We start from the raw sequence: 24,938 nt of genomic DNA on the forward strand, positions 1-24,938 counted from the left end.
AGGTGTCATGTATGAGCACTTTTTCATTGAAAATAGTAGCCTGCAATAAGGTTTTTTATGACGGAGAATGTGAGATACTTATATATCCTGCTTATGATGGTCAGATGGCAATCATGGCAAATCATGAGCAGATGACATCTACAGTTGAAATTGGTGAAATCAAATTTAAGCTTCCTGACGGAACATGGATGAATGCTATTGTTTCAGATGGACTTGTTGAGGTTGACCATAACAAAGTCGATGTTTTGGTATATTCGGCAGAAAAGCCGGAAGAAATTGATAAATTCCGTGCCGAAGCAGCGTTGGAAAGAGCTAAGGAACAGCTTAGAACAAAGCAAAGCATAATGGAATATCATATTTCGCAGGCATCGTTATCAAGAGCTATGGCACGATTAAAAGGTGCACGCGGCTACAAGTAAAATCAGATTAAACAGACTGTAGCAGGCTGTTTGTGAGAATAATCGGGGACATGTGTTTATACATGTCCCCCCTTGTTTTCTGCTTTCATATATTTTCTGTAGCGAAGCGGCATGTTACTCTGTTGAAGTTTTGGATTGCATCGCTCTTTTATAGCTATAGTGTCAAAAAATGTTTTCCAAAGATTCTGGAAGCCTTTTTCTGTGTCTGATAATACAGAAAAATTTGCAAGTTCACTTTCTGTGAGATAAGAAAAAAACACAGGCTTTGAAGCTTCATGTATGGCAGCGAAGTTTCGTCCGGTATCAAGTATTATCCAGTTTTCACAGTGTAATCTGTCAGCAAAGTGCTCACTTATAAGAGGGATTATATTACTCTTTGGTTCTATGCGGCTTACAAGTACACTGTTGGCAAGTTCTTCAAATCGTACAAATTCCAAAAAGCTATGTGACTCACGTCCGACCTGTTTATCAATATTAAATATCTTTAGTACATCATCATCGTGGAGCATATTTATAATAGCCGGCCCCGTTTTAAAAGCCTTTTTTAAAAATGAGTATATATATGAGGCACGTTCTTCTTCATATGAGAGTGCGGTTCTGTATATATAAAAATAAATATCCCACGACAGCTTTCTGATTATAGTATTATATACTTTTAATGCAAGTTCATAGTCAGTGTCTGTCTCTATATAGCTTTCAAAAAAAGATAATGAAGATGAACTGCTGCGGATTCTTACATCTGTTGTTTTGGGGTTATTATCCCATGCCTTGTAAATTGCAGTGAAAATGCCTTCTATAGTGTCATCACAAAGATAAATAGTTTTATTGGTAATATCTGTATTATTCATAAGATTAAACCCCGCTTTTTATATTATAATCATCAAATAAAGACATCTGTCTGTAAGTATCATGGCTGCTTATCTCATAATTCTTACGTTGTTCAGAACTTATAAGATTGTTGGTGATAAAGTTCTGCTCAATATGCATATTTGTATACATCATGTGTCCTTGACAAGTTATAAAATATATGGCACGTTTAAGCACAACACCGATTTTTTTCAAATCTCTAAAATCAAGCTTTGCACTGCGTCTTGCACGTACAATACGTCTTGCGGAATTGACGCCGATACCGGGAACACGCAGAAGTGTATAGTAATCAGCACGGTTAATCTCGACAGGAAATTGTTCCAGATGCCGTATTGCCCAGTCACACTTAGGGTCAATGAAAATATTAAAATTAGGCTTTTCGGGGCTTAAAAGTTCAGCTGACTTAAACCCATAAAAACGCATAAGCCAGTCAGCCTGATAGAGGCGGTGTTCGCGAAGCAGCGGAACGTCTGACGAATCATTCTGGATTGGAAGAGTGTCATCATTATTGACATTGACAAAGGCAGAGTAATATACACGCTTTAAATCATATTGTTTATATAATGCTTCTGCTATAGTGACTATATGATAATCGCTCTCAGGTGTTGCACCTATAATCATCTGTGTGCTTTGTCCGGCGGGAACAAATGAATTGTTTACCGGTCGGACTGTAGAAAGATTGTGTGTGCTGCTGCCTGATATGATGCCTGGAGCATGAAAACGGTCTGCTGTGCTTATGTGGTTATTATAAAAATTACTGTCAGAATTATCAGGAGTGTTATCGGTAGTGCTGCCGGGAAGAGAGGCAGTCTTATTATCAATAAGAGGAAGCTCACGGCTCTTATATATGCCATTCTGAATCTGACGCATAGGAGTGAGAATAGTTTTGCGGCTCTTGTGCGGTGCAAGTAAGGCAAGTCCGTCAGCAGTCGGAAGCTCAAGATTAACACTCATTCTGTCAGCATACATACCAGCAGCTTCAATAAGGTCAGCCGCTGCACCTGGTATGGCCTTCAGGTGTATATATCCGCCAAAATGGTACTTCTCGCGTAAAAGATAAACAGTCTCTACAAGCTGGCTCATAGTATAGTTGGGATTGTGCGTTATGCCGGAACTTAAAAAAAGACCTTCGATATAGTTGCGGCGGTAAAACTGCATTGTGAGAGTGCATACTTCATCAGGCGTAAAACTGGTGCGTACAGTATCGTTATCAGAGCGGTTGATACAATAGCGGCAGTTAAAAATACACTCATTAGTAAAAAGGATCTTCAAAAGAGAGATACAACGTCCATCAGCAGCAAAACTGTGACATATGCCGCATGCTTTGGAATTGCCTATTCCTTTGCCGTTATTCTTACGGTCAACGCCGCTTGAACTGCATGATACATCAAACTTTGCGGCGTCTCCGAGAATTCTTAACTTTTCTGTCAAATCCATATTATATTGAATAATCATCATGCTGCCTCCGGTAAAATAAAAATAAAACGAACATTTGTTTGATATAATAATATCATACGAACATATGTTTGTAAATATGCAAATTAAAAATTAAGTATAAAAATTTTATTTTGGAACAATACTGTAATTGTTCGTGATAATAAATTATTGGGGAGGCATATATGGCAGAGTTATCAGAAAAAGAACTTTCGGCAATAAATGATTGCCTTAAAGAAGAAGAACTTCTTGTAAAAAAATTTAAAATGCTTGCAGAGCACGCGGAAGATGACAAAGTAAAAAATTGTTTTAAAGAAATTTCCGATAAGCATCAGGGACATTTCAATATGCTTTACAATCAACTTTAATAAAAAGGAGGCAATTTGACATGGAGACAGTTTACGGCGAAAAAGAAGCTCTTGATGATGCACTTACATCAGTAAAAACAGCGACAGGTAATTACAACACATTTTCTAATGAATGTGTGCATGAAAATGTAAGAAACGTAATGTTAAAGATATTAGAGCAGGAGCATGAAATTCAGGATGATGTTTTTAAGATTATGCATGATAAAGGTTTATATCCTACTCCAGAGGCGGAGAGCAAGAAGGTAGAACAGGCAAAACAGAAATTTGCATGCTCTTATAAAGAGATATAGGAATGGAATAATAAGTTCTATTAAAAATTTATTAATTACCCTATAAAAATATTGAGATTTTCAAAATATTTGATATAATTAACTTTATTGTTTAAGCGGCAGTCCCGAACCAATGAATGAGCTTTGGCTGGCTGCCGCAATAATAGTTTATGAAAATGGAGAATATTTTATGAAACCAATAGGAGTAGTTACAGACAGTCATAGCGGAATATCACCGGAAGAAGCTGAGCAATTGGGAGTAAAAGTGCTTCCAATGCCTTTTTATGTGGATAACCGGTGTTGTTATGAGGGGGTGACATTCACAAGGGAAGAATTTCTTGAAAAACTGAAAAATGGAGCAAAGGTGAGTACATCGCAGCCGTCACCGCTTGAAGTGATGAAGTTCTGGGATGAGGCATTGATGGAATTTGAGCAGATTATTTACATACCGATAAGCAGCGGACTCAGCGGTTCGTGTTCGACAGCATCAATGCTTGCTTCAGACGAAAAATATGAGAACAAGGTGTTTGTAGTAGATAATGGCAGGGTTTCAGCACCGCTTCGCCGCTCTGTTCTTGATGCACTTGAGCTTATAGAAAAGGGATATGTAGCACCATGGATAAAAAAGATGCTGGAATCATCAAGGTCAGATATGGTCATATATGTCGGTGTTGAAACGCTGGAAAATCTTAAACGCGGTGGAAGAATATCAGCTGCTTCAGCGGCACTTGGCACAGTTCTGAATATTAAGCCTGTCCTGAAATTTGATGTAAGTACGCTTGATGTGTATCAGAAGTGCAGAGGTTTTAATAAGGCAAGAAAAGTCATGATAGAAGCAATGAAAAATGACTTGAATACAAAGTTTGAAAAATGGTATAAAGCAGGTAAAGTCAATCTTCTTGCAGCATCAAGTGCATCGCCGGAAGTTACAAAAGAGTGGGAGGCACAGATTCGTGAAGAATTTCCGGGAATGGATGTAAGATGTGATGATTTATCAATGGGAGTTGCATGCCACATTGGATATGGCGGACTCGGGATAGGATGTTCATGCTGTCCTGATGCAGCATTGGACTAAATTAAATACTAATGTTAAAAATGCCTTAAAAGAGTTGAAAATGTAAAGTATTTGCTTTATAATTTAACGGAAAATGCAATTAAATTTATAAATTATACTTTGCGAAAGAAGGCTAAAATATGGCAAATAGAAAAGGCGTTAAAGTAAAACGCAGACGTGATGTTCAGATTAAAAAAGTGAAAAAATATATATCAAAGCATATATATTCATTTGTATGCGGAGGTGCTTTGCTTCTTGTACTGCTTATTGTGATAGCAGTTGCAATAGGAATTAGTCTTCATAAGACAGTCAATGCTAATTCTGATTCGGCAAATAATGCAGGAACACAGAAGACAGAGACAAAAAAGGATAGTAAAAAAGAAGATAAACGTGATTTGACAGCTCCTGTTATAAGTGGAACTGCAGATAAAACATTCACCCTCGGAGATAAGATAGCATATCTTTCGGGTATTACAGCAACAGATGATGTTGACGGTGAAGTAGATGTAGAAGTTGACAAGTCAGCGGTTGACACAGATACTCCGGGAACATACGAAGTAACATATAAGGCGGTTGATGCGGCAGGCAATGTTGCAACTAAGACTGCAAATATTACAATAGAAAAACCGGCACCCGTTGCTGGCACATATCAGGCACTTGCAGAGGAAATACTTGGAAATATTACCACATCTTCCATGTCTACAGGACAGAAGTTAAGAGCTATATTTGATTATGCACATAACAAAATCGGTTATACAGGAACACCCTATGACGGTTCTAACTGGGAAAATGAAGCATTGCTTGCACTTACAGAACTTAAAAAGTCTGATTATACAGGAGGCGACTGCTTTACTTACACATCAGTAGACAAAGCACTTCTTGAAGCATTAGGTGTTAAGACAATGTGGCTTGAAAATGAAAATTCACCTACAGGTGATCATGCATGGCTTTTAGTTGATGCCGGTACAGGCTGGTATCATTTTGATTCTACAAGAATGCGTTCGGGATTTTCATGCTTTATGAAGACAGATGCAGAGATTCAGGCATATCTTGATCAAGGCAATTATAATTATGTACGTACAGTATCAAAATATCCGGCGACACCTACGACGCCGTATACTTATTAATATGTGCACATTAAAAAGAAAATGATAGGAATGGAGAATATATGTTATTTACATCTGTTAGTTTTGTGATATTTGTGGCTGCAGTACTCCTCATGTATTACATTGTGCCTAAAAAGTGGCAGTGGATAATGCTTCTGTGTGCGAATGTCTGTTTTTATCTTCAGGCAGGAGTGCGTGGTGCGATATTTATGATTGCCACAATTATTTCAACATATTTTTGCTCACGAATGATAGAAAAGGCTTCTGACAGACAGAAGCTTGCGATGGAAAAATTAAAAGACCTTATGACAAAAGAGCAGAAGAAGGCTTATAAGGCAAAAACAAAAAAGAACCAGAGAATGTGGATGGTTTTATGTATACTTTTTAACTTTGGAATTCTTGCGGTATTAAAGTATACTAATCTTTTTATCAGTTTTACATCATTAAAGCCGGTTAATTTCATATTGCCGATGGGTATCTCATTTTACACATTTCAGTCAATGGGATATATAATTGATGTATACAGAGGCGTTACAGAAGCAGAAAACAATATTTTTAAATTTACTTTATTTGTTTCATTCTTCCCGCAGCTTATGCAGGGACCTATCAGCCGCTGGAAAGATTTAAAAGAGACGTTGTTTGAGGAACACTCATTTTCGTGGGAGAGATTTGAGTCGGGAATCCAGAGAATCATCTGGGGTTACTTCAAAAAAATGGTAATTGCGGACAGGGCTGCAATCGGTCTTGCGACAATTACAAGTGATTTTTCAAAATATACAGGAGCATATGCATTTCTTGGAATGTTAATATATGCTGTTGAGCTTTATGCGGATTTTACAGGTGGTATTGATATAACAATAGGTATCGCTGAACTTTTTGGAATAAGACTTCCGGAGAACTTCAGACAGCCATTTTTCTCAAAGAGTCTTGCAGAATATTGGAGAAGATGGCATATTACACTTTGTGCATGGTTTAAGGATTATGTATTCTATCCGATTTCCATGTCAAAGAAGATGAACAAAGCTTCAAAGTGGCTTAAAAAGCATGTTTCAACAGGAATAGGACAGAGATTTCCTATATATACAGCAACAATAGTTGTATGGTTTGTTACAGGTATGTGGCATGGTGCAAGCTGGAACTTTATTGTATGGGGTCTTTTAAACGGCATAATAATGCTTGCATCACAGGAACTTGAACCTGTATATGCAAAAGTTGACGGAAAGCTTCATCTTAAAAAGCATACAGCATATAAAGTATTTGAGATTATAAGAACAACAGCTATTGTCTGTGTGCTCCAGATGCTTGATTATCACAGGAATATAGCAGATGCGTTCAGACAGTTTATATCAATGTTTACAACAGCTAATTACGCAAGTGTTTTTGGCAGTGGAATGTTTAATATAGGACTTTCTTTGCCGGATTATATTCTTTTACTTGCAGGTGTTATAATTATGTATATTGTAAGCTTTGCAGGACGTGAAGAATCTGTAAGAGAACGTCTTTCAAAGAAAAGCTTTGCATTAAGATTTACTATATTCCTTGCGTTATTCCTTGGAATAGCAGTGTTTGGTGTGTATGGAATAGGATATGAATCAAGTCAGTTTATTTATAATCAGTTTTAGGAGGACGTATTTATGGGAAAGAAAATTATACGTGTAATAGCAGTCGTCCTGATACCGGTTGTATGCCTTTATCTTCTGACACTGCTTCTTACACCGAAGTATGTTAATGATATACCTGAAGGCTCTATGATAGCAGAATATTATAAGAGTGAAAAAAATAATGATGTGCTTATTCTTGGTGACTGTGAAGTGTATGAAAATATTTCAACAGTCAAGATGTGGGAAGAGTATGGAATTACAAGTTACATAAGAGGAAGCTCTGAGCAGCTTATATGGCAGTCATATTACCTGCTTGAAGATACATTAAAACATGAGACACCAAAGGTCGTTGTTCTCAGTATGCTTGCGATGTCTGAAGCTGATGCGAAGAGTGAAGCGTATAACAGAATGACACTTGATGGAATGCGTTGGTCAAAGTCAAAGTGGAATTCAATAAAAGAATCAATGACAGAAAAAGAGACGATGGGGAGTTACATTTTTCCGCTTTTGCGTTATCATTCAAGATGGAGTGAATTGTCATCTGATGATATAAAATATATGTTTAACAAACCTAAAGTCACAAGCAACGGTTATCTTATGCAGGTTGGTGTACGTCCGGTGACTACAGTTCCGAAGGTTTCGCCGCTTGCCAATTATACATTTTCAGACAGAAATTACGAATATCTTGATAAGATTAAAGATTTATGCAATGAAAAGGGTATAAAACTTGTTCTTATAAAAGCACCGAGTATTTTCCCACACTGGTATGATGAATGGGAAAGTCAGATTCAGGACTATGCAAATGAAAATAATCTGTTATACTTAAACATGGTCGATAAGGCAGATGAAATAGGACTGGATTATACAACGGATACATTCGACTACGGTCAGCATCTCAATGTTGACGGAGCGGAAAAGACAGCGGTTTATCTTGGAAATATTTTAAAAGACCAATACAGGCTTACTGATCACAGAGGCGAGAGTGAAACTGCATTACAGTGGAACACAATTGTATCGGATTACAACAGCCTCAAGACAAAAAAACAGGAAGCATGGAATAACAGCTTAAATGGAGGTTCACAATGAGAAAGAGAAGTTTAATAGCAGCAGGATTAATGATTTTATGCGTAGGCCTTACAGCCTGCGGCGGTTCTAAAGGATCAGACAATGGCAGCACAACACAGCAGCAGAGCCAGAATACATCCACAGGTTATGTGTTCACTACAAATGGTGTTAATATTGCAATAGATGAAAAAATTGAAGATATTACATCAAAGCTTGGCGATCCAAAGGGTGGTTATTATGAAGCTAAGAGCTGTGCATTTGATGGAATGGACAAGTTTTGGTATTATGACAGCTTTACACTTCAGGGATATCAGAAAAATGGCGTAGATGTTGTATATTCAGTAACATTTATGGATGATACAGTAAAGACAAAAGAAGGAATCAAGATTGGTGATTCAAAGGATAAAGTAACATCTGCTTATGGTTCTTCATATAAGGAAGAAAACGGACAGATTAAGTATGAATCCGGAAATATGGTTCTTAGTTTTGCAATAAAGGATAACGCAGTAACAAGCATTGTATATTCAGTAAAATAATTATTTTATGAAAGGCGGAACATTAAAAAGTGTTTCGCCTTTTGAAAAAATATAGAGGTGATATCTATGAGTAAAAATTTATGGGTTGTCGGAGATTCGACACTTAGCAGCTTTGAGGATAAGTATTATTTGCCAAGATATGGTTACGGTACAAAGCTTCAGGAATATCTTGATGATGAAATTATAGTTAAAAATATTGCACTTTCAGGAAGAAGCAGCAAGAGTTATACAACAGAACCTGAATATCAGACATTACTTTCAGGAATGAAAAAAGATGATTATCTGATTATAGGATTCGGACATAATGATGAAAAGACTGAAAATGACAGATACACACAGGGTGAGGGTGATTACCTTACACAGGGAACATTTGCTTTTTCACTTTATAATAATTATATCAAAAAGGCTCAGGAGGCAGGCTGCATACCGATTCTCTGCACACCGATAGTAAGGAGAAGTCCTGACGGAAAATGGAACGGACAGATGCTTCATGTAACTGCACCTGTAGGTGAATATAAGGGTGGAGATTACACGAAAGCGATAAGGGACCTTGCAAGGCAACTTAACATTGCACTTGTCGATATGACTATGATGACAAAAGAAATGTATGACAGGCTTGGTGCAGATGAAACACTATATCTTCATGCGTGGCCGTCAGATAAGGCAATAAGTGTTGATAACACACATACAAATGTGTGGGGAGCAAGAGTTAATGCATATCTTTGCCTTTCAGAGATAAAAAATATCGGTGTTGAGGGGCTTTCAAACCATATTACAGGACTTGAAAATGATGCTCCGATGCCTTCAAAGAAAAAGTATTTTAAACCATCTGAAACTTATAAACCTACTGTTTTTGATTCAAATCTTAGTGACAGTAAAATATGGGAAAAATCAGGAATATGGAAACCATCAGTATTTGGAGATATTATGGATATGCCGACAAAAGACACATTTACGCTGGAAGCTCTTTCTGATAACAGTTTCCATATTGCAGTCTGTGGAAATGCGGGAAAAATATCAGCTGTATCTGATGGTATAGCAGTATACTATACAAAAGTACCTGTAAAAGATGATTTTATATTTTCAGCTTCAATGAAAATAAACAATTATTTCCTGAATGACCAGGTATCGTTTGGACTTATGGTAAGAGATGACATGTATATTGACAAAGTAACACCTGATATATTGGGAGATTATGTTGCAGCTGCACCTCTTCTTTTAACGCACGAAAATGCACCTGTGAATTGTTTTGCAAGAAAGAGCGGAAAACTTGTATATGGAGGCACATGTACAAGAGGTTATAAACCGGGTGAGACAGTAAAAGTGTCGATAGAAAGTACATCTGACGGATATGCGTGTACATTTGGAGATGAGACAACAATTACAGGTGGATTTGATTTCAAACTTACCGCGTTAGACCCTGAAAATGTATATCTTTGTATGTTTGCGGCAAGAAATGCAGATGTGACATTTTCTGATGTCAGATTAGATATAAAGTAAGATAATCAGGCAAATATTTACAGGTCTGCCGATGGGATATGTGAGGAGAAAAATGGAAAAAATAAAGAAAATTTTGAACAGAATATTCATTGACGGTCTTGGTGGAATGGCACTTGGATTGTTTTCAACATTGATTATTGGAACGATAATCGCACAAATCGGAACGTTTATTGGTGGTGACATAGGAAGCTATATCAATGGTGCTGCCAATGTTGCCAAAACACTTACAGGTGCCGGCATCGGCGTTGGAGTTGCAGTTAAGCTTGGCTCAAGTCCTCTTGTTACGATAGCAGCAGCTGTTTCCGGCATGATAGGAGCATTTCCGACAGTAAATTCAATGTCTGCATTTGCACTTGGAAAGCCTGGCGAGCCACTTGGTGCATTTGTTGCGGCATATGTTGCGATTGAAATTGGAAGACTTGTATCGGGAAAAACAAAAGTTGATATTATTGTGACACCATTTGCGTGTATAGCATCGGGAGCAGCAGTTGGATATGTAATCGGACCACCGATATCAGCATTTATGATGTGGCTCGGTAATCTTGTTAATATTAATGTCGAACAGCATCCGGTAATTGGCGGAATACTTATATCGGTTCTTATGGGAATGATTCTTACTCTTCCTATAAGTTCAGCGGCAATAGGTGTTTCCATGGGAATAACAGGTGTTGCCGCCGGAGCAGCGACAATTGGATGCTGTTGTCAGATGGTTGGATTTGCGGTTGCAAGTTACAGGGAAAATAAAATGGGTGGTCTTATTGCACAGGGAATCGGAACATCAATGCTTCAGGTTCCTAATATTGTAAAAAAACCGCTTATCTGGATACCGCCAATCGTGTCAAGTGCGATACTTGGACCTGTATCAAGTGCAATTCTTAGAATGACAAGCACTCCGACAGGTTCTGGTATGGGTTCAGCCGGATTTGTGGGACAGATTATGGCATGGCAGTCAATGACACAGACAATGTCAGTTCCTGTTGCTGCAATAGAAATCATACTTATGCATTTTGTCCTTCCTGCACTTATAACACTTGCTGTTTCAGAGTGGATGAGAAAGATGAAATGGATAAAAGACGGAGATATGCTTTTAAGGTTGTAAAGGAAAATATATATGAAGATAACGAAAGAGCAGTCATTTGAAGAAAATAGAAAATTTCTTGGATTTATAAAAGAATGTCCAACATCATACCAGACAGTAAATACATTGAAGAAAATATTTGATGAAGCAGGTTTTGTCCAGAAAGAAGAGTGGGAATACGGCTTCTGGAACAAGGATGATGCATTTGGAAGCCATGATGGAGAATATAAGGGGTATGTTATAAGAAATGACTCATCAATTATTGCTTTCCGTGTACCGGCATGCAAAAGCCCGAAAGGATTTAAAATTGTATGTTCACACACTGACTCACCGATGTTTAAATTCAAAGATAATGGTGAATACGGAAATAGTGATACATGTTTAAAACTTGATGTGGAAAAATATGGTGGAATGATTACACAGTCATGGTTTGACAGACCTCTTGGTGCTGCCGGAAGAATAGTATGTGACGTTGATGGCATATTGGACAGTATACTTGTCAATATATCTGAGCCGTCTTTTATAATTCCGTCACTGGCAATACACATGACAAGAGGAAATGATGCTTCAAAGACGGGTATATCTGTGCAGAAAGAAATGCAGCCGGTTGCAGCAGACAAAGGTTTATATGAACTGATACGAAAAGAGTTTGGAATAAAGCAGAGTGACATTCTAGGAACGGATTTATATTTGTATAATACTCAGGAAGGTTGTATTATGGGTGAGAATGCCTCTTTGATATCAGCACCGAGAATAGATGACCTTCAATGTGTTTACAGCACTATGACAGGCTTTATACAGACCAGATGTCAGGATAAACCGGAGAGAGATGAGTATATAAAAGTATATGCTGCCTTTGATAATGAAGAAGTAGGAAGTCTTTCAAGACAGGGGGCAAGCTCTGATTTTCTGCCTGTCGTTTTAAGAGAACTCGCATCAGTTAAAGATATTACAGGAAGCGGATTTAACCGTATGCTTTCAAAAAGTTTTATGCTAAGTGCAGATAATGCACATGCCATGCATCCAAATTATTCTGAAAAAGCGGATGTTGTCCACAGACCGGATATGAATGGTGGAGTTGTAATTAAGTATCACGGTGGACAGAAATATACAACAGATGCATTCACAGGTGCATTTGTAAAACAGATTTGTAAGAAAGCAGATATTCCATATCAGACATATTATAATAATTCAGATGTTGCCGGAGGTTCCACACTTGGAAATCTTGTAATGGCTAATTTGTCAGTAAAGGCGGCAGATATAGGTATTGCACAGCTTGCAATGCATTCTTCATATGAGACATCAGGAGCATATGATACAATTTATATGAGTGAGTTTGTAAAAGAATTTTATGGAAAGGAAACACAGATATGATAAAGGAACTTGCAAAGAAAAACCGTTCATACAGAAGATTTTATGAAAATAAAAAGATAACAGAAGATGAACTTAAAGAACTTGTCGATACAGGAAGAAATACGCCGTCAGCAGCTAACAGACAGCCGGTAAGATATAAACTTGTATGTGATGAGGTAATGAATGAAAAAGTATTTGAATGTCTTGGCTGGGCAGGATATTTAAAGGATTGGGCAGGACCTGTTAAAGGGGAAAGACCATCGGCATACATAATTATGGCTACAGATAAAAATGCAAAAGCGGAATGTGATGAGGGAATTATCGGACAGACAATTCTTCTGGCAGCAGTTGAAAAAGGAATGGGCGGATGTTTTCTTGGCAATGTCAACAGGGCAAAGCTGGCTGGTGTTATTGGTCTTTCGGATGATATGAAGATTGATTACTGCATCGCACTTGGATATCCGAAAGAAGAAGTTGTGCTTGAGGATATTCCGGATGGAGGAGATATAAAATATTACAGGGATGCGAATCAGGTACACCATGTTCCTAAGATTAAACTTGATGATTTGATATTATAAAAATATCTGAAAATCTACTTGATATATTTTATCATTAATGATATTATTTAGAGACGTAATTAATTCCCTGAGGGAGTAATCGGCATAACATAAGTTGTGTAGTTATATCGACATAATGGTTTAATACCCGGTATTACTGTAAATGATGAGACTCGTGGATAGCTTTTAATACAAAGCTGTCCGGAGTCTCTTTTTTGTTATGCCGGCGAGGAAAATATATAAAAATTACAAAAAGAAATGGAGATTAATATGAGTTTAATTGAATTGTTTATTCTGGCAGTTGGTTTGTCAATGGATGCTTTTGCTGTTTCAGTCTGTAAGGGGTTGTCACTTGGAAAGATAAAGCCTAAGCATATGTGCATTGCAGGTGCATGGTTTGGTGGTTTTCAGGCACTTATGCCTCTTATAGGTTATTTCCTTGGCAGCTTTTTTGCTGATAAAATAACTAAATATTCGCATTGGATAGCATTTATTCTTCTTGTGATTATCGGTGCTAATATGGTGAGAGAAGCATTTGGCGAAGAAGAAAGATTAGATGCCAATATGAATCCGGCATCAATGTTTCTGCTTGCAATAGCAACAAGTATAGATGCACTTGCGGTAGGCGTTACGTTTGCATTTCTTCAGGTTAATATAATATATGCTGTAATATTTATCGGATGTGTCACATTTGTCTGTTCGTCAGCAGGTGTAAAAATTGGAAGTGTTTTCGGTGAAAAATATAAGTCCAAAGCAGAGATATGCGGTGGGATTATACTTATTCTCATAGGTATTAAAATTCTTTTCGACGGATTAAGAATTTTATAGGAATTTTAGTTGAAAATTATCCCTGTTTATCATAAAATTGTATTATAAATATACGTTAAAAATATAAACTGAAAAGAGGGATAGTTATGAGACTTAATTTTTTAGGTGCTGACCATGAAGTAACAGGAAGCTGTCATTTTCTTCAGGCGTGTGGTGTGAATATACTTGTTGACTGCGGTATGGAACAGGGGAATGATGTTTATGAGAATCAGGAACTGCCAATCCCGGCATCGGAAGTTGATTATGTATTGCTTACACATGCACATATTGACCATTCCGGATTGATTCCGCTTTTGTATACAAATGGATTCAGAGGCAAAGTTTACACAACAAGACCAACTGTGGATTTGTGTGAGATAATGCTTAAAGACAGTGCTCATATTCAGGAATTTGAGGCTGAATGGCGTAACCGTAAAGCAAAACGTTCCAACGGGACGTTGAAAGAATTCGTGCCGCTGTATGATATGGATGCGGCTGTTAATGTTATGAAACAGTTTGTTGGCTGTCCATATTCAGAAAAGATTGATTTATGCGACGGAATTACAATAAGATTTATAGATGCCGGACATCTTCTTGGTTCAGCAAGTATTGAAGTCTGGATTGATGAAGATGGCATTTCAAAGAAAATTGTATTTTCGGGAGATATAGGTAATGTTAATAAGCCTATTATAAAAGACCCGGAATATATAAAAGATGCAGATTATGTTGTTATGGAATCTACATATGGCGACAGAAGCCATGGTGGAACGCCTGATTATGCGGCAGAACTTGTAAAGGTGTTTACAAGAACATTTGAACGTGGAGGTAATGTTGTAATTCCTTCATTTGCAGTCGGAAGAACACAGGAACTTTTATATTTTATACGCGAAATTAAAGAAAAGAAGCTTATTGACAGACCATTTGATGTATATCTTGACAGTCCGCTGGCAATTGAATCTACTAACATATTTGGTAAAAATACACATGAATGTTTTGATGAAGAAGCAATGAAATTTATAGATGCAGGAATCAACCCGCTTGTATTTGAAGGGTTGAAGTTTGCCACAACAAGTGAAGCCTCAAAGATGATTAATTTTGATAATAAGCCAAAAGTAATTATATCTGCATCAGGTATGTGCGAGGCCGGACGTGTAAGGCATCATCTGAAACATAACCTTTGGAGACCGGAGTGTACGATACTTTTTGTGGGATATCAGGCAGTCGGAACAACAGGCCGTGCTATTGTTGAGGGAGCCAAAGAAATTAAGCTTTTTGGTGAACCGATACAGGTAAGTGCTGAGATTGCACAGCTTCCTGGAACAAGCGGACACGCAGACAGGGAAGGTCTGGTAAAGTGGATTAATTCATTTGAAAAGAAGCCACAGAAGGTATTTATAGTTCATGGTGAAGATTCAGTATGTGATAGTTTTGCGGCATTACTTCACGATGCGTACGGATATGATACACTTGCACCTTACACCGGAGCTGTTTATGATCTTGCCGGTAATGTTGAGATTTCACATGGTAATGAACAGAAGAAGTCAAGAAGGACAGTTGTTAAGCGTAATCAGGGCGTATTTGCAAGACTTGTTGCAGCCGGACAGAGACTTATGACTGTTATAACCCACAATGAAGGAGGGGCAAATAAGGATCTTGCAAAATTTGCTGACCAGATAAATGCTTTGTGTGATAAGTGGGACAGATGATAATAAGCACAGGAGAGTTTATGAAGAAGTTATTATTTGTATTTAATCCCAATTCGGGTAAGGCACAATTAAAGAATAAACTTATGCAGATAGTACAGATATTTTCAGAAGGCGGATATGATGTTACGGTATATCCTACAAAAGCTGCCATGGATGGATATAATTATATTATAGAAAATGGCTTGTCACATGATGTCATAGTGTGCAGCGGTGGCGATGGAACGCTTAATGAGACTGTCGGTGCGGTATTGCATCTTGATGAAAGAATTCCTATAGGATATATTCCAAGCGGTACAACTAACGATTTTGCCAGGAGTCTCGGAATTCCCAAAGATATGATTGAAGCAGCTAAGGTTATTGTAAAAGGAAGAACATTCAACTGTGATATAGGAATGGTTGATGGACAGAGAAGTTTTAATTATGTTGCTGCATTCGGGGCTTTTACAGAGGTTTCATATAATACTCCGCAGCAACTGAAAAATGTACTTGGACATCAGGCATATATAATTGAAGCTGCTAAGCAGTTTATGACATTAAAGCCATGTTATGTAAGAGTAAAAAGCGATATAAAGAATGTTGAAGGAAACTTTGTATATGGAATGGTAAGTAATACAAAATCAGTCGGTGGCATGAAGTTTCTTGTAGGTGGTTCTACTGATTTGCAGGATGGTCTGTTTGAAGTGACACTCATACGTGAAATAAAGAATCCTATGGACCTGCAGCAGCTTGTCAATGCTTTTATGACACAGAAGTTTGATGAGTCGGATATGGTATGTTCATTTAAGACCAATCATGTTGAATTTGAATCTCCAAATGAAATAGCATGGACTCTTGATGGAGAGTTTGGGGGTTCGCTTAAAAAGACAGTATTTGATGTAATGCCCAAAGCAGTGGATTTCATTGTCAGAGGAAAAAAGAAGAAAAGTTAGATGTGTATAACTTTATAAATTTAAGAAAAAATAGAAATTAGTTTATAATTTTAGGCTGGTTCGCTGAATTTTAAAATAAAATTTTGCGAATCAGCCTTTATTTTTTAGATTCAAACATAATATCGGACAAAAAACAAGCGATTTGCAAAACAAACAGTAAAAAAGATATGAACAATTCAGACACAATTTAATGATTGATACATGTATAATATAAATTATGAAAAATAAAATTTAAATTGATTTCGTGAAAAACTAATAAAATTACATCTAAACTGTAATAAATACTAAGAAAAATAAGTAAAATTACAGATAATATAATAAAATTAAGCGAAATGACAAATAATCAGATAAATGTTTAAAAAAAGATATTTACACGCATATAAAAATAGCGTATATTATAGGACAAGAAAAAACCATTGCGAAAGGATGATAACGACTTATGGAAAAACAGAGCAGACAGCCGGGACTGTACAGTCCGAGCTTTGAACATGATAACTGCGGTATCGGTGCCGTTGTAAGCATCAAGGGAATTAAGACACACCAGACAGTTTCAGATGCATTAAGTATTGTTGAGAATCTGGAACACAGAGCCGGAAAAGATGCAGAGGGAAAGACAGGTGATGGTGTTGGTATTCTTCTTCAGATTTCACACAAGTTTTTCAAGAAAGCGGTAAAACCACTTGGAATCCAGATTGGTGATGAGAGAGAATATGGCGTTGGTATGTTTTTCTTTCCACAGGATGAACTGAAGAGAAATCAGGCTAAAAAAATGTTTGAAATCATTGTTGAAAAAGAAGGTCTTGAATTCTTAGGCTGGAGAGAAGTGCCTACTTATCCTCAGATACTTGGTAAGAAAGCAGTGGATTGTATGCCTTACATTATGCAGGCTTTTGTGAAGAAACCGGCAGATGTGGCTAAGGGAATAGATTTTGACAGAAAACTGTATGTCGCAAGACGTGTTTTTGAACAGACTAATGAAGATACATATGTAGTTTCACTTTCAAGCAGAACTATTGTATACAAGGGTATGTTCCTTGTAGGACAGCTCCGTCAGTTCTTTGGTGATTTGGAGGATGCAGATTATGAATCAGCAATCGCAATTGTCCATTCAAGATTCTCTACTAATACAAATCCTAGCTGGGAACGTGCTCATCCTAACAGATTTATTGTTCATAATGGTGAAATTAACACAATTAAGGGTAATGCAGACAGAATGCTTTCAAGAGAAGAGACAATGTATTCAGAATATCTTGAATCAGAGATGGCAAAGATTACACCTGTTGTAAATACCAATGGTTCGGATTCAGCTATGCTTGATAACACACTGGAATTCCTTGTTATGAATGGCATGCCGCTTCCTCTTGCTGTAATGATTACAATTCCTGAACCATGGAGCAATAACAAAGCAATGGCACAGGAAAAGAAAGATTTTTATCAGTATTATGCAACTATGATGGAACCATGGGATGGACCTGCATCAATTCTTTTCTCTGATGGTGATATAATGGGTGCGGTTCTTGACCGTAATGGCCTTCGTCCTTCCCGCTATTATGTAACTAATGACGGTTATCTTATTCTTTCTTCAGAAGTCGGAGTCCTTCCGATTGCTGAGAGCAGAATCAAGGTAAAGGACAGATTAAGACCTGGTAAAATGCTTCTTGTTGATACAGTAAAGGGCGAACTTATAGATGATGATGAGTTAAAAGAAAAATATGCAACAAAGCAGCCTTATGGCGAATGGCTTGATAACAACCTTGTACAGCTTCATGATTTAAAGATTCCAAATCAGAAAGTGCCAATGCATACAAAGGAAGAGAGAGCAAGACTCCAGAAAGCATTCGGATATACATATGAAGATTTGAAGACATCTATTCTTCCTATGGCACTTAACGGTTCAGAGTCAATTGGTGCGATGGGTATTGATACACCGCTTGCAGTGCTTTCTAATAAACATCAGCCATTATTTAATTATTTTAAACAGCTTTTTGCACAGGTAACAAATCCACCTATAGATTCAATCCGTGAAAAAGTCGTAACATCAACAACTGTTTATCTCGGAACAGATGGAAATGTTCTTGAAGAAAAAGCAGAAAACTGTAAACAGTTAAAGATTAATGACCCAATCCTTACAAATACAGACCTTTTGAAGATTAAAAATATGAAGGTTGACGGATTTAAGGTAGAGACAATTCCTATTATTTATTATAAGAATACATCTCTTGAAAAAGCAATTGACCATCTCTTTGTAGAGGTTGACAGAGCACACAGAGAGGGTGCAAATATTATAATTCTTTCTGACCGCGGTGTTGACGAAAATCATGTTGCAATTCCTTCGCTTCTTGCTGTATCTGCACTTCAGCAGTACCTTGTACAGACAAAGAAAAGAACTGCAATGGCTGTTATTCTTGAGAGCGGTGAGCCAAGAGATGTCCATCATTTTGCAACACTGTTAGGATATGGTGCATCAGCAATTAATCCATATCTTGCACAGGAGAGCATTCAGGAATTAATAGACCTTAATATGCTTGATAAAGATTATTATGCTGCTGTAGATGATTATAACAATGCGATACTTGGTGGAATTGTTAAAATTGCTGCAAAGATGGGTATTTCAACAATACAGTCATATCAGGGTGCTAAGATTTTTGAGGCAATAGGTATTGATTCAGATGTTATTAATAAATATTTCAAGGGTACAGTGAGCAGAATTGAAGGTATAAGCCTTAAAGATATCCAGGAGGATGTTGAAACACTTCATTCTAAGGCATTTGACCCATTGGGACTTCCTACTGATACAACACTTGACAGCAATGGTGCACATAAGTTAAGAAGCGGAAAAGAAGAGCATCTTTACAATCCGCAGACAATTCACCTTTTACAGCTTGCAACAAGAACAGGTGATTATAAGATTTTCAAGGAATATACAAAGCTTGTAAATAAAGATACAGGTGCCATGAATCTTCGTGGACTTATGGACATCAGATTTCCTAAGAAAGGAATTAATATTGATGAAGTTGAAAGTGTTGATTCGATTGTAAGAAGATTTAAGACAGGTGCTATGTCTTACGGTTCTATTTCAAAAGAAGCACATGAGACAATGGCAATTGCAATGAATATGCTTCACGGCAAGTCAAATTCAGGCGAGGGCGGTGAAGATGAGGACAGACTTACTGTAGGACCTGACGGATTAAACAGATGTTCAGCAATCAAGCAGGTTGCGTCAGGACGTTTCGGTGTAACATCTAAGTATCTTGTAAGTGCACAGGAAATTCAGATTAAGATGGCACAGGGTGCAAAGCCTGGTGAAGGCGGCCATTTACCTGGAAAGAAGGTATATCCATGGATTGCAAAGACACGTCTTTCAACACCGGGTGTATCACTTATTTCACCTCCACCACATCACGATATTTACTCTATCGAGGACTTGGCACAGCTTATATATGATTTGAAAAATGCGAACAAAAATGCACGTATTTCAGTTAAGCTTGTATCAGAGGCAGGCGTTGGTACAGTTGCTTCTGGTGTTGCAAAAGCAGGTGCACAGGTAATTCTTATATCAGGTTATGACGGCGGTACAGGTGCGGCTCCGAGAAGTTCTATCCACAATGCCGGACTTCCATGGGAACTCGGACTTGCAGAGGCACATCAGACACTTACTATGAACGGACTTCGTAATAAGGTAATTATTGAGACAGATGGTAAGCTTATGAGTGGCCGTGATGTTGCGATTGCAGCTATGCTTGGTGCTGAAGAATTTGGTTTTGCAACAGCACCGCTTGTAACAATGGGTTGTGTAATGATGAGAGTATGTAATCTTGATACATGTCCTGTAGGTGTTGCAACACAGAATCCTGAACTTCGTAAGAGATTTACAGGAAAACCTGAATACGTTGTCAACTTTATGAGATTTATAGCAGAAGAACTTCGTGAATACATGGCAAAACTTGGTGTGAAGACAGTTGATGAACTTGTCGGAAGAACAGATTTACTCGAACAGAGAGATGTTCCTGGCAGCGGACGTTCAAAGAATGTTGATCTTTCACAGATTCTTGATAATCCATATATTAAGGAAGCTGCAAAGATTCATTACGATAAGAAAAATGTATATGATTTCCAGCTTGAAAAGACAGTTGATGAGAAAGTTCTCTTGAAGAAATTTGCAACGGCACTTGATGAAAAACAGAAGAGAAGTGTTGAGGTAGATGTAACTAATACAGACCGTGCAGTCGGTACTCTTCTCGGTGCTGAGATTACAAGAAGATTTGGTGAGACACTTGATGAAGATACATTTACAGTAAAATGTAATGGTGCCGGCGGACAGAGCTTTGGTGCATTCATACCTAAGGGACTTACGCTTGAACTTGTCGGCGACAGCAACGATTACTTCGGAAAAGGCCTTTCAGGCGGTAAACTTATTGTATATCCGCCTACAGGATGTGCTTATAAAGAAGATGAAAATATCATCATAGGTAATGTTGCACTTTATGGAGCTACAAGCGGTAAAGCATTTATCAATGGTGTTGCCGGAGAGCGTTTCTGCGTAAGAAATTCAGGTGCTACAGCGGTTGTAGAGGGGTGTGGTGACCATGGATGTGAATACATGACAGGCGGCCGTGTGGTTGTACTTGGCAGAACAGGAAAGAACTTTGCAGCAGGTATGAGCGGCGGTATCGCATACGTTCTTGATGAAGATACAAGCCTTTATAAGAGAATGAATAAACAGCTTGTATCAATTGAACCTGTAACAGATAAGTATGATGTACTTGAATTAAAAGATTTGATTACAGAACATGTTGCATATACAAATTCAAAGAAAGGCAAAGAAGTTCTTGATAATTTTGGTGAATACCTTCCAAAGTTCAAGAGAATCATACCTCACGATTATAAGAAGATGTTAAATACAATAGTCCAGATGGAAGAAAAAGGACTTAGCAGTGAGCAGGCTCAGATAGAAGCATTTTATGCGGCTACAAAGTGATGTGCATAGCCGAGGCACACATCACATCGGTTCGTTTGATGGAAAGGAGATACGTATGGGAAAGCCAACAGGATTTTTAGAATATGAGCGAAAAGAAGCAAAAGCTGTTTCGCCAAAGGAGAGAATAAAGAATTTTAATGAGTTTCATACACCACTTTCAGAGGCAGAGCAGAGATGTCAGAGTGCAAGATGCATGGACTGCGGTGTTCCGTTCTGCCAGTCAGGAATGAATATTAAAGGAATGACGTCAGGATGTCCTTTAAACAATCTTATTCCTGAATGGAATGACCTTGTATACACAGGAAACTGGGAGCAGGCATATAACAGGCTTCATAAGACAAGTAATTTCCCTGAATTTACAAGCCGCGTGTGTCCTGCACTCTGTGAGAAAGCATGTACATGTGGTCTTAATGGTGATGCAGTCTGCACGAAAGAAAATGAAATGGCTATTATTGAACATGCCTATGCTAATGGATGGGCAGGTCCAAAGCCTCCAAAGGTAAGAACCGGCAAAAGAATAGCGGTTGTAGGTTCAGGTCCTGCCGGACTTGCAGTTGCAGACCAGCTAAATACGAGAGGACATAATGTTACAGTATTTGAAAGGGCTGACAGAATCGGCGGACTTTTAAGATATGGCATTCCTAATATGAAGCTTGAAAAACATATTATAGACAGAAAACTTGAAGTTATGAAAGCTGAAGGAATTGAGTTCGTAACAGAAGCAAATGTCGGAGAAAAAATAAAGGCAAAAAAGCTTGTTGATGAGTATGATGCAGTTGTACTTGCATGCGGAGCTTCTAATCCAAGAGATATCAATGCTCCGGGAAGGGATGCCAATGGAATTTATTTTGCCGTAGATTTTCTTAAAGCAACTACAAAGAGCCTTCTCGATTCTGATTTGAGCGATGGCAAATTTATATCAGCAAAAGATAAAAATGTTATTGTAATAGGTGGCGGTGATACAGGCAATGACTGTGTCGGAACATGTATAAGACATGGCTGCAAATCAGTTACACAGCTTGAGATGATGCCTAAGGCACCTGATACAAGAAGAGAGAGTAATCCATGGCCACAGTGGCCGCTTGTATGCAAGACTGATTACGGTCAGGAAGAGGCAATAGCGGTATTTGGACATGATCCACGAATTTATACAACAACAGTAAAAGAATTCAAGAAAGATAAAAAAGGAAATCTTGAGAAAGTTGTTGTTATAAGCCTCGAGTCCAAAGTTGACGAGAAAACTGGAAGAAGAATGATGGTTCCTGTAGAGGGAACAGAGAAGGAACTTCCTTGTGAGCTTGTTCTTATTGCCGCTGGATTTCTTGGAACACAGAAATATGTCACGGATGCATTTGGTGTTGAACTTACTGAACGTACAAATATCAAGACAGAAGAAGGAAAGTTTGCAACAAATGCAGCCGGCGTATTTACTGCCGGAGACTGCCATACAGGTCAGTCTCTTGTTGTAAAGGCTATCCGTCAGGGCCGTGATTGTGCAAGAGAAGTAGATAAATATCTGATGGGATATACAAATCTTTAAAAATTAATATAACAAAACAGATGCTGCCGCTTTGATAAAAAGTGGCGGCATTTTTGGATTAATAATATAAAAATCTGCTGGGGAGTGGAAATAAAATAGAAAAAATGATATTATAAATATTAATCAGAGCAATTAGTCAGATAGAGAGTTATAGTGCAAGAGGTATTGAATATGAAGAAATCGACACAGAAACTAAAAAAAATAACAAGAGTTCTTTTTGGACGTACAGCATTTGTAATAATTGCAATTCTTATGCAGTTTGCATTTTTCTTCATACTTATCAACTGGCTGTACAGATATTCTGTGCTTATACATTTATTATTTGTACTTCTTGGTATGTTTGTTGTCATACATATTTTTAATGAGGATACCAATTCGGCTTTTAAGATGGCATGGATTATACCGGTGCTTATAATACCTATATTCGGAACCATGATATATGTATTTGTTAATCTGCAGCTTGGCACTAAGATTATGAGGTCTAGACTTGCATCGATTGATAAACAGCTGCATGAGAAAGCCAAAACAAGTGATGCAGTGCTTGAAAAGCTTGAAAGTGAGCTGCATGGAGAACGAGGGCTGGCTTCTTATTTACATAATGCCGGTGACTTTCCGGCATATTATGATAATGATATTGAGTTCTTTCCGCTTGGCGAGTTCAAGTTTGAAGAGATGAAAAAGCAGCTCATGGCTGCAGAAAAGTTTATTTTTATGGAATATTTCATAGTGACTGACAGCTATATGTGGAGAAGCATTCTTGATATATTAAAGTTAAAGGCGTCACAGGGTGTAGAAGTCCGTTTTATGTATGATGGAATGTGCTCGCTTGCATTGCTTCCATATGGATATTACAAAGAACTTGAAAATATGGGAATAAAATCAAGACCGTTTTCACAGATAAAGCCGGTCCTTTCTACAGTACAGAATAACCGTGACCACAGAAAAATACTTATAGTTGACGGCAAGACTGCGTTTACAGGCGGAATTAATCTGGCTGATGAGTATATTGATAAACTTGACAGATTCGGACATTGGAAAGATACAGCAGTTATGGTAAAAGGCGATGCTGTAAAAAGTTTCACGTACATGTTTTTGAAAATGTGGAATGTAGCCGGTAAGAAGGACAGAATTGAACAGGAAGAAATTGATAATTATATTATTAATTTTGATAAGGATGAATGTCTGAATGATTTTGATTTGAAAAATGAACTTATCCGCAGTAATGGATATGTCATTCCATATGGTGACAGCCCATTTTCATCTGAGAGAATAGGAAAACGTGTATACATTGACATATTAAACAGGGCACAGCGATATGTTCATATTATGACACCATATCTTATATTGGATGATGAGATGATTGCCGCTTTGAGATATTGTGCAGCAAGGGGCGTTGAGACAACTATAATCATGCCGCATATCCCTGATAAGGTTTATGCATATCTTCTGGCAAGAACATATTATCCGGAACTTATAAAACATGGCGTTAATATATATGAATACACACCTGGATTTGTCCATGCAAAGGAATTCATAAGTGATGACTGCCGTGCGACTGTTGGAACTGTTAATCTTGATTTCAGAAGTTTATATCTTCATTTTGAGTGCGGAGCATATATTTATAAAAATGATGTTGTGACAGATATCGAAAATGATTATCAGAAAACACTTGAAAAATGTCAGAAGATTACAGAAGAAGATTGTAAAAAATATCCGTGGCATAAAAAACTAATAGGACAGATATTAAGACTGCTTGCACCGCTTATGTAAT

General features: G+C 37.6%; 20 protein-coding genes. 18 read left to right on the forward strand and 2 right to left on the reverse strand.

What is annotated here, in order from left to right:
- Window positions 1-11 precede the first annotated feature (11 nt).
- The gene (atpC, locus tag WMO38_RS00405) at window positions 12-419 is read left to right on the forward strand and encodes an ATP synthase F1 subunit epsilon (protein ID WP_021866399.1); all 408 of its coding nucleotides are present in this window, start codon (window positions 12-14) and stop codon (window positions 417-419) included.
- Between the two features lie 56 nt (window positions 420-475).
- Here the strand turns inward: atpC and WMO38_RS00410 are convergent, their stop codons facing one another.
- Both WMO38_RS00410 and WMO38_RS00415 read right to left on the reverse strand, forming a co-directional pair.
- On the reverse strand, window positions 476-1,267 hold the full coding sequence (locus tag WMO38_RS00410; RefSeq protein WP_349160926.1) for a TIGR03915 family putative DNA repair protein: 792 nt from the start codon (window positions 1,265-1,267) through the stop codon (window positions 476-478).
- 4 nt (window positions 1,268-1,271) lie between these two features.
- Window positions 1,272-2,741 carry a putative DNA modification/repair radical SAM protein gene (locus WMO38_RS00415; protein ID WP_349161187.1) on the reverse strand — a complete coding sequence of 490 codons (1,470 nt, stop codon included), beginning with the start codon at window positions 2,739-2,741 and terminating at the stop codon, window positions 1,272-1,274.
- A gap of 164 nt (window positions 2,742-2,905) precedes the next feature.
- On the opposite strand from WMO38_RS00415, the gene WMO38_RS00420 reads away from it, so the two are divergent.
- From WMO38_RS00420 to cls, 17 genes are all read left to right on the forward strand, one after another.
- Window positions 2,906-3,088 (forward strand): hypothetical protein, encoded by a 183-nt coding sequence (locus WMO38_RS00420; RefSeq protein ID WP_021866402.1) that lies wholly within the window; start codon window positions 2,906-2,908, stop codon window positions 3,086-3,088.
- Window positions 3,089-3,108: 20 nt separating this feature from the next.
- Window positions 3,109-3,378, forward strand: coding sequence for a spore coat protein (locus WMO38_RS00425; protein ID WP_021866403.1), 270 nt, complete (start codon window positions 3,109-3,111; stop codon window positions 3,376-3,378).
- Between the two features lie 169 nt (window positions 3,379-3,547).
- A complete protein-coding gene (locus tag WMO38_RS00430) occupies window positions 3,548-4,432 on the forward strand; it encodes a DegV family protein (RefSeq protein ID WP_349160927.1) in 885 nt (294 codons plus the stop codon).
- 119 nt (window positions 4,433-4,551) lie between these two features.
- A complete protein-coding gene (locus WMO38_RS00435; protein ID WP_021866405.1) occupies window positions 4,552-5,538 on the forward strand; it encodes a transglutaminase domain-containing protein in 987 nt (328 codons plus the stop codon).
- Window positions 5,539-5,579: 41 nt separating this feature from the next.
- Window positions 5,580-7,139: an MBOAT family O-acyltransferase gene (locus tag WMO38_RS00440; protein ID WP_349160929.1), complete on the forward strand. Its 1,560-nt coding sequence runs from the start codon at window positions 5,580-5,582 to the stop codon at window positions 7,137-7,139.
- Window positions 7,140-7,151: 12 nt separating this feature from the next.
- Window positions 7,152-8,204: an SGNH/GDSL hydrolase family protein gene (locus WMO38_RS00445; RefSeq protein ID WP_349160931.1), complete on the forward strand. Its 1,053-nt coding sequence runs from the start codon at window positions 7,152-7,154 to the stop codon at window positions 8,202-8,204.
- Window positions 8,201-8,719 carry a hypothetical protein gene (locus WMO38_RS00450; protein ID WP_349160933.1) on the forward strand — a complete coding sequence of 173 codons (519 nt, stop codon included), beginning with the start codon at window positions 8,201-8,203 and terminating at the stop codon, window positions 8,717-8,719. Before WMO38_RS00445 ends, WMO38_RS00450 begins: the two co-directional genes overlap by 4 nt.
- A gap of 66 nt (window positions 8,720-8,785) precedes the next feature.
- On the forward strand, window positions 8,786-10,219 hold the full coding sequence (locus WMO38_RS00455) for a GDSL-type esterase/lipase family protein (protein ID WP_349160934.1): 1,434 nt from the start codon (window positions 8,786-8,788) through the stop codon (window positions 10,217-10,219).
- 52 nt (window positions 10,220-10,271) lie between these two features.
- Window positions 10,272-11,318, forward strand: coding sequence for a PTS sugar transporter subunit IIC (locus tag WMO38_RS00460; RefSeq protein WP_349160936.1), 1,047 nt, complete (start codon window positions 10,272-10,274; stop codon window positions 11,316-11,318).
- 12 nt (window positions 11,319-11,330) lie between these two features.
- Window positions 11,331-12,671, forward strand: a complete 1,341-nt coding sequence (locus WMO38_RS00465; protein ID WP_349160938.1) for a M18 family aminopeptidase — start codon at window positions 11,331-11,333, stop codon at window positions 12,669-12,671.
- Window positions 12,668-13,228 carry a nitroreductase family protein gene (locus WMO38_RS00470; protein WP_021866412.1) on the forward strand — a complete coding sequence of 187 codons (561 nt, stop codon included), beginning with the start codon at window positions 12,668-12,670 and terminating at the stop codon, window positions 13,226-13,228. Before WMO38_RS00465 ends, WMO38_RS00470 begins: the two co-directional genes overlap by 4 nt.
- Window positions 13,229-13,477: 249 nt before the next feature.
- Window positions 13,478-14,035, forward strand: a complete 558-nt coding sequence (locus WMO38_RS00475) for a manganese efflux pump MntP (RefSeq protein WP_349160940.1) — start codon at window positions 13,478-13,480, stop codon at window positions 14,033-14,035.
- Between the two features lie 86 nt (window positions 14,036-14,121).
- Entirely contained in the window at window positions 14,122-15,720 is a 1,599-nt protein-coding gene (locus tag WMO38_RS00480) for an MBL fold metallo-hydrolase RNA specificity domain-containing protein (protein WP_021866414.1), read from the forward strand.
- Between the two features lie 20 nt (window positions 15,721-15,740).
- Entirely contained in the window at window positions 15,741-16,649 is a 909-nt protein-coding gene (locus tag WMO38_RS00485; RefSeq protein WP_021866415.1) for a diacylglycerol/lipid kinase family protein, read from the forward strand.
- Between the two features lie 439 nt (window positions 16,650-17,088).
- Entirely contained in the window at window positions 17,089-21,627 is a 4,539-nt protein-coding gene (gene gltB / locus WMO38_RS00490; protein ID WP_349160942.1) for a glutamate synthase large subunit, read from the forward strand.
- A gap of 55 nt (window positions 21,628-21,682) precedes the next feature.
- Window positions 21,683-23,167, forward strand: coding sequence for a glutamate synthase subunit beta (locus tag WMO38_RS00495; RefSeq protein WP_186836285.1), 1,485 nt, complete (start codon window positions 21,683-21,685; stop codon window positions 23,165-23,167).
- Window positions 23,168-23,338: 171 nt separating this feature from the next.
- Window positions 23,339-24,937 (forward strand): cardiolipin synthase, encoded by a 1,599-nt coding sequence (gene cls / locus WMO38_RS00500; protein WP_349160944.1) that lies wholly within the window; start codon window positions 23,339-23,341, stop codon window positions 24,935-24,937.
- Window position 24,938: the final 1 nt, after the last annotated feature.

The sequence above is a fragment of the Lachnospira hominis (ex Hitch et al. 2025) genome, from assembly GCF_040096395.1.
Taxonomy (GTDB): Bacteria; Bacillota; Clostridia; order Lachnospirales; family Lachnospiraceae; genus Lachnospira; species Lachnospira hominis.

Coding starts and splice junctions, on each gene's coding strand:
- WMO38_RS00425 (WP_021866403.1), top strand. CDS start 3,109: ATGGAGACAGTTTACGGCGAAAAAGAAGCTCTTGATGATGCACTTACA.
- WMO38_RS00470 (WP_021866412.1), top strand. CDS start 12,668: ATGATAAAGGAACTTGCAAAGAAAAACCGTTCATACAGAAGATTTTAT.
- gltB (WP_349160942.1), top strand. CDS start 17,089: ATGGAAAAACAGAGCAGACAGCCGGGACTGTACAGTCCGAGCTTTGAA.
- WMO38_RS00475 (WP_349160940.1), top strand. CDS start 13,478: ATGAGTTTAATTGAATTGTTTATTCTGGCAGTTGGTTTGTCAATGGAT.
- WMO38_RS00450 (WP_349160933.1), top strand. CDS start 8,201: ATGAGAAAGAGAAGTTTAATAGCAGCAGGATTAATGATTTTATGCGTA.
- cls (WP_349160944.1), top strand. CDS start 23,339: ATGAAGAAATCGACACAGAAACTAAAAAAAATAACAAGAGTTCTTTTT.
- WMO38_RS00445 (WP_349160931.1), top strand. CDS start 7,152: ATGGGAAAGAAAATTATACGTGTAATAGCAGTCGTCCTGATACCGGTT.
- WMO38_RS00455 (WP_349160934.1), top strand. CDS start 8,786: ATGAGTAAAAATTTATGGGTTGTCGGAGATTCGACACTTAGCAGCTTT.
- WMO38_RS00430 (WP_349160927.1), top strand. CDS start 3,548: ATGAAACCAATAGGAGTAGTTACAGACAGTCATAGCGGAATATCACCG.
- atpC (WP_021866399.1), top strand. CDS start 12: ATGAGCACTTTTTCATTGAAAATAGTAGCCTGCAATAAGGTTTTTTAT.
- WMO38_RS00420 (WP_021866402.1), top strand. CDS start 2,906: ATGGCAGAGTTATCAGAAAAAGAACTTTCGGCAATAAATGATTGCCTT.
- WMO38_RS00480 (WP_021866414.1), top strand. CDS start 14,122: ATGAGACTTAATTTTTTAGGTGCTGACCATGAAGTAACAGGAAGCTGT.
- WMO38_RS00465 (WP_349160938.1), top strand. CDS start 11,331: ATGAAGATAACGAAAGAGCAGTCATTTGAAGAAAATAGAAAATTTCTT.
- WMO38_RS00440 (WP_349160929.1), top strand. CDS start 5,580: ATGTTATTTACATCTGTTAGTTTTGTGATATTTGTGGCTGCAGTACTC.
- WMO38_RS00460 (WP_349160936.1), top strand. CDS start 10,272: ATGGAAAAAATAAAGAAAATTTTGAACAGAATATTCATTGACGGTCTT.
- WMO38_RS00415 (WP_349161187.1), bottom strand. CDS start 2,741: ATGATTATTCAATATAATATGGATTTGACAGAAAAGTTAAGAATTCTC.
- WMO38_RS00485 (WP_021866415.1), top strand. CDS start 15,741: ATGAAGAAGTTATTATTTGTATTTAATCCCAATTCGGGTAAGGCACAA.
- WMO38_RS00495 (WP_186836285.1), top strand. CDS start 21,683: ATGGGAAAGCCAACAGGATTTTTAGAATATGAGCGAAAAGAAGCAAAA.
- WMO38_RS00435 (WP_021866405.1), top strand. CDS start 4,552: ATGGCAAATAGAAAAGGCGTTAAAGTAAAACGCAGACGTGATGTTCAG.
- WMO38_RS00410 (WP_349160926.1), bottom strand. CDS start 1,267: ATGAATAATACAGATATTACCAATAAAACTATTTATCTTTGTGATGAC.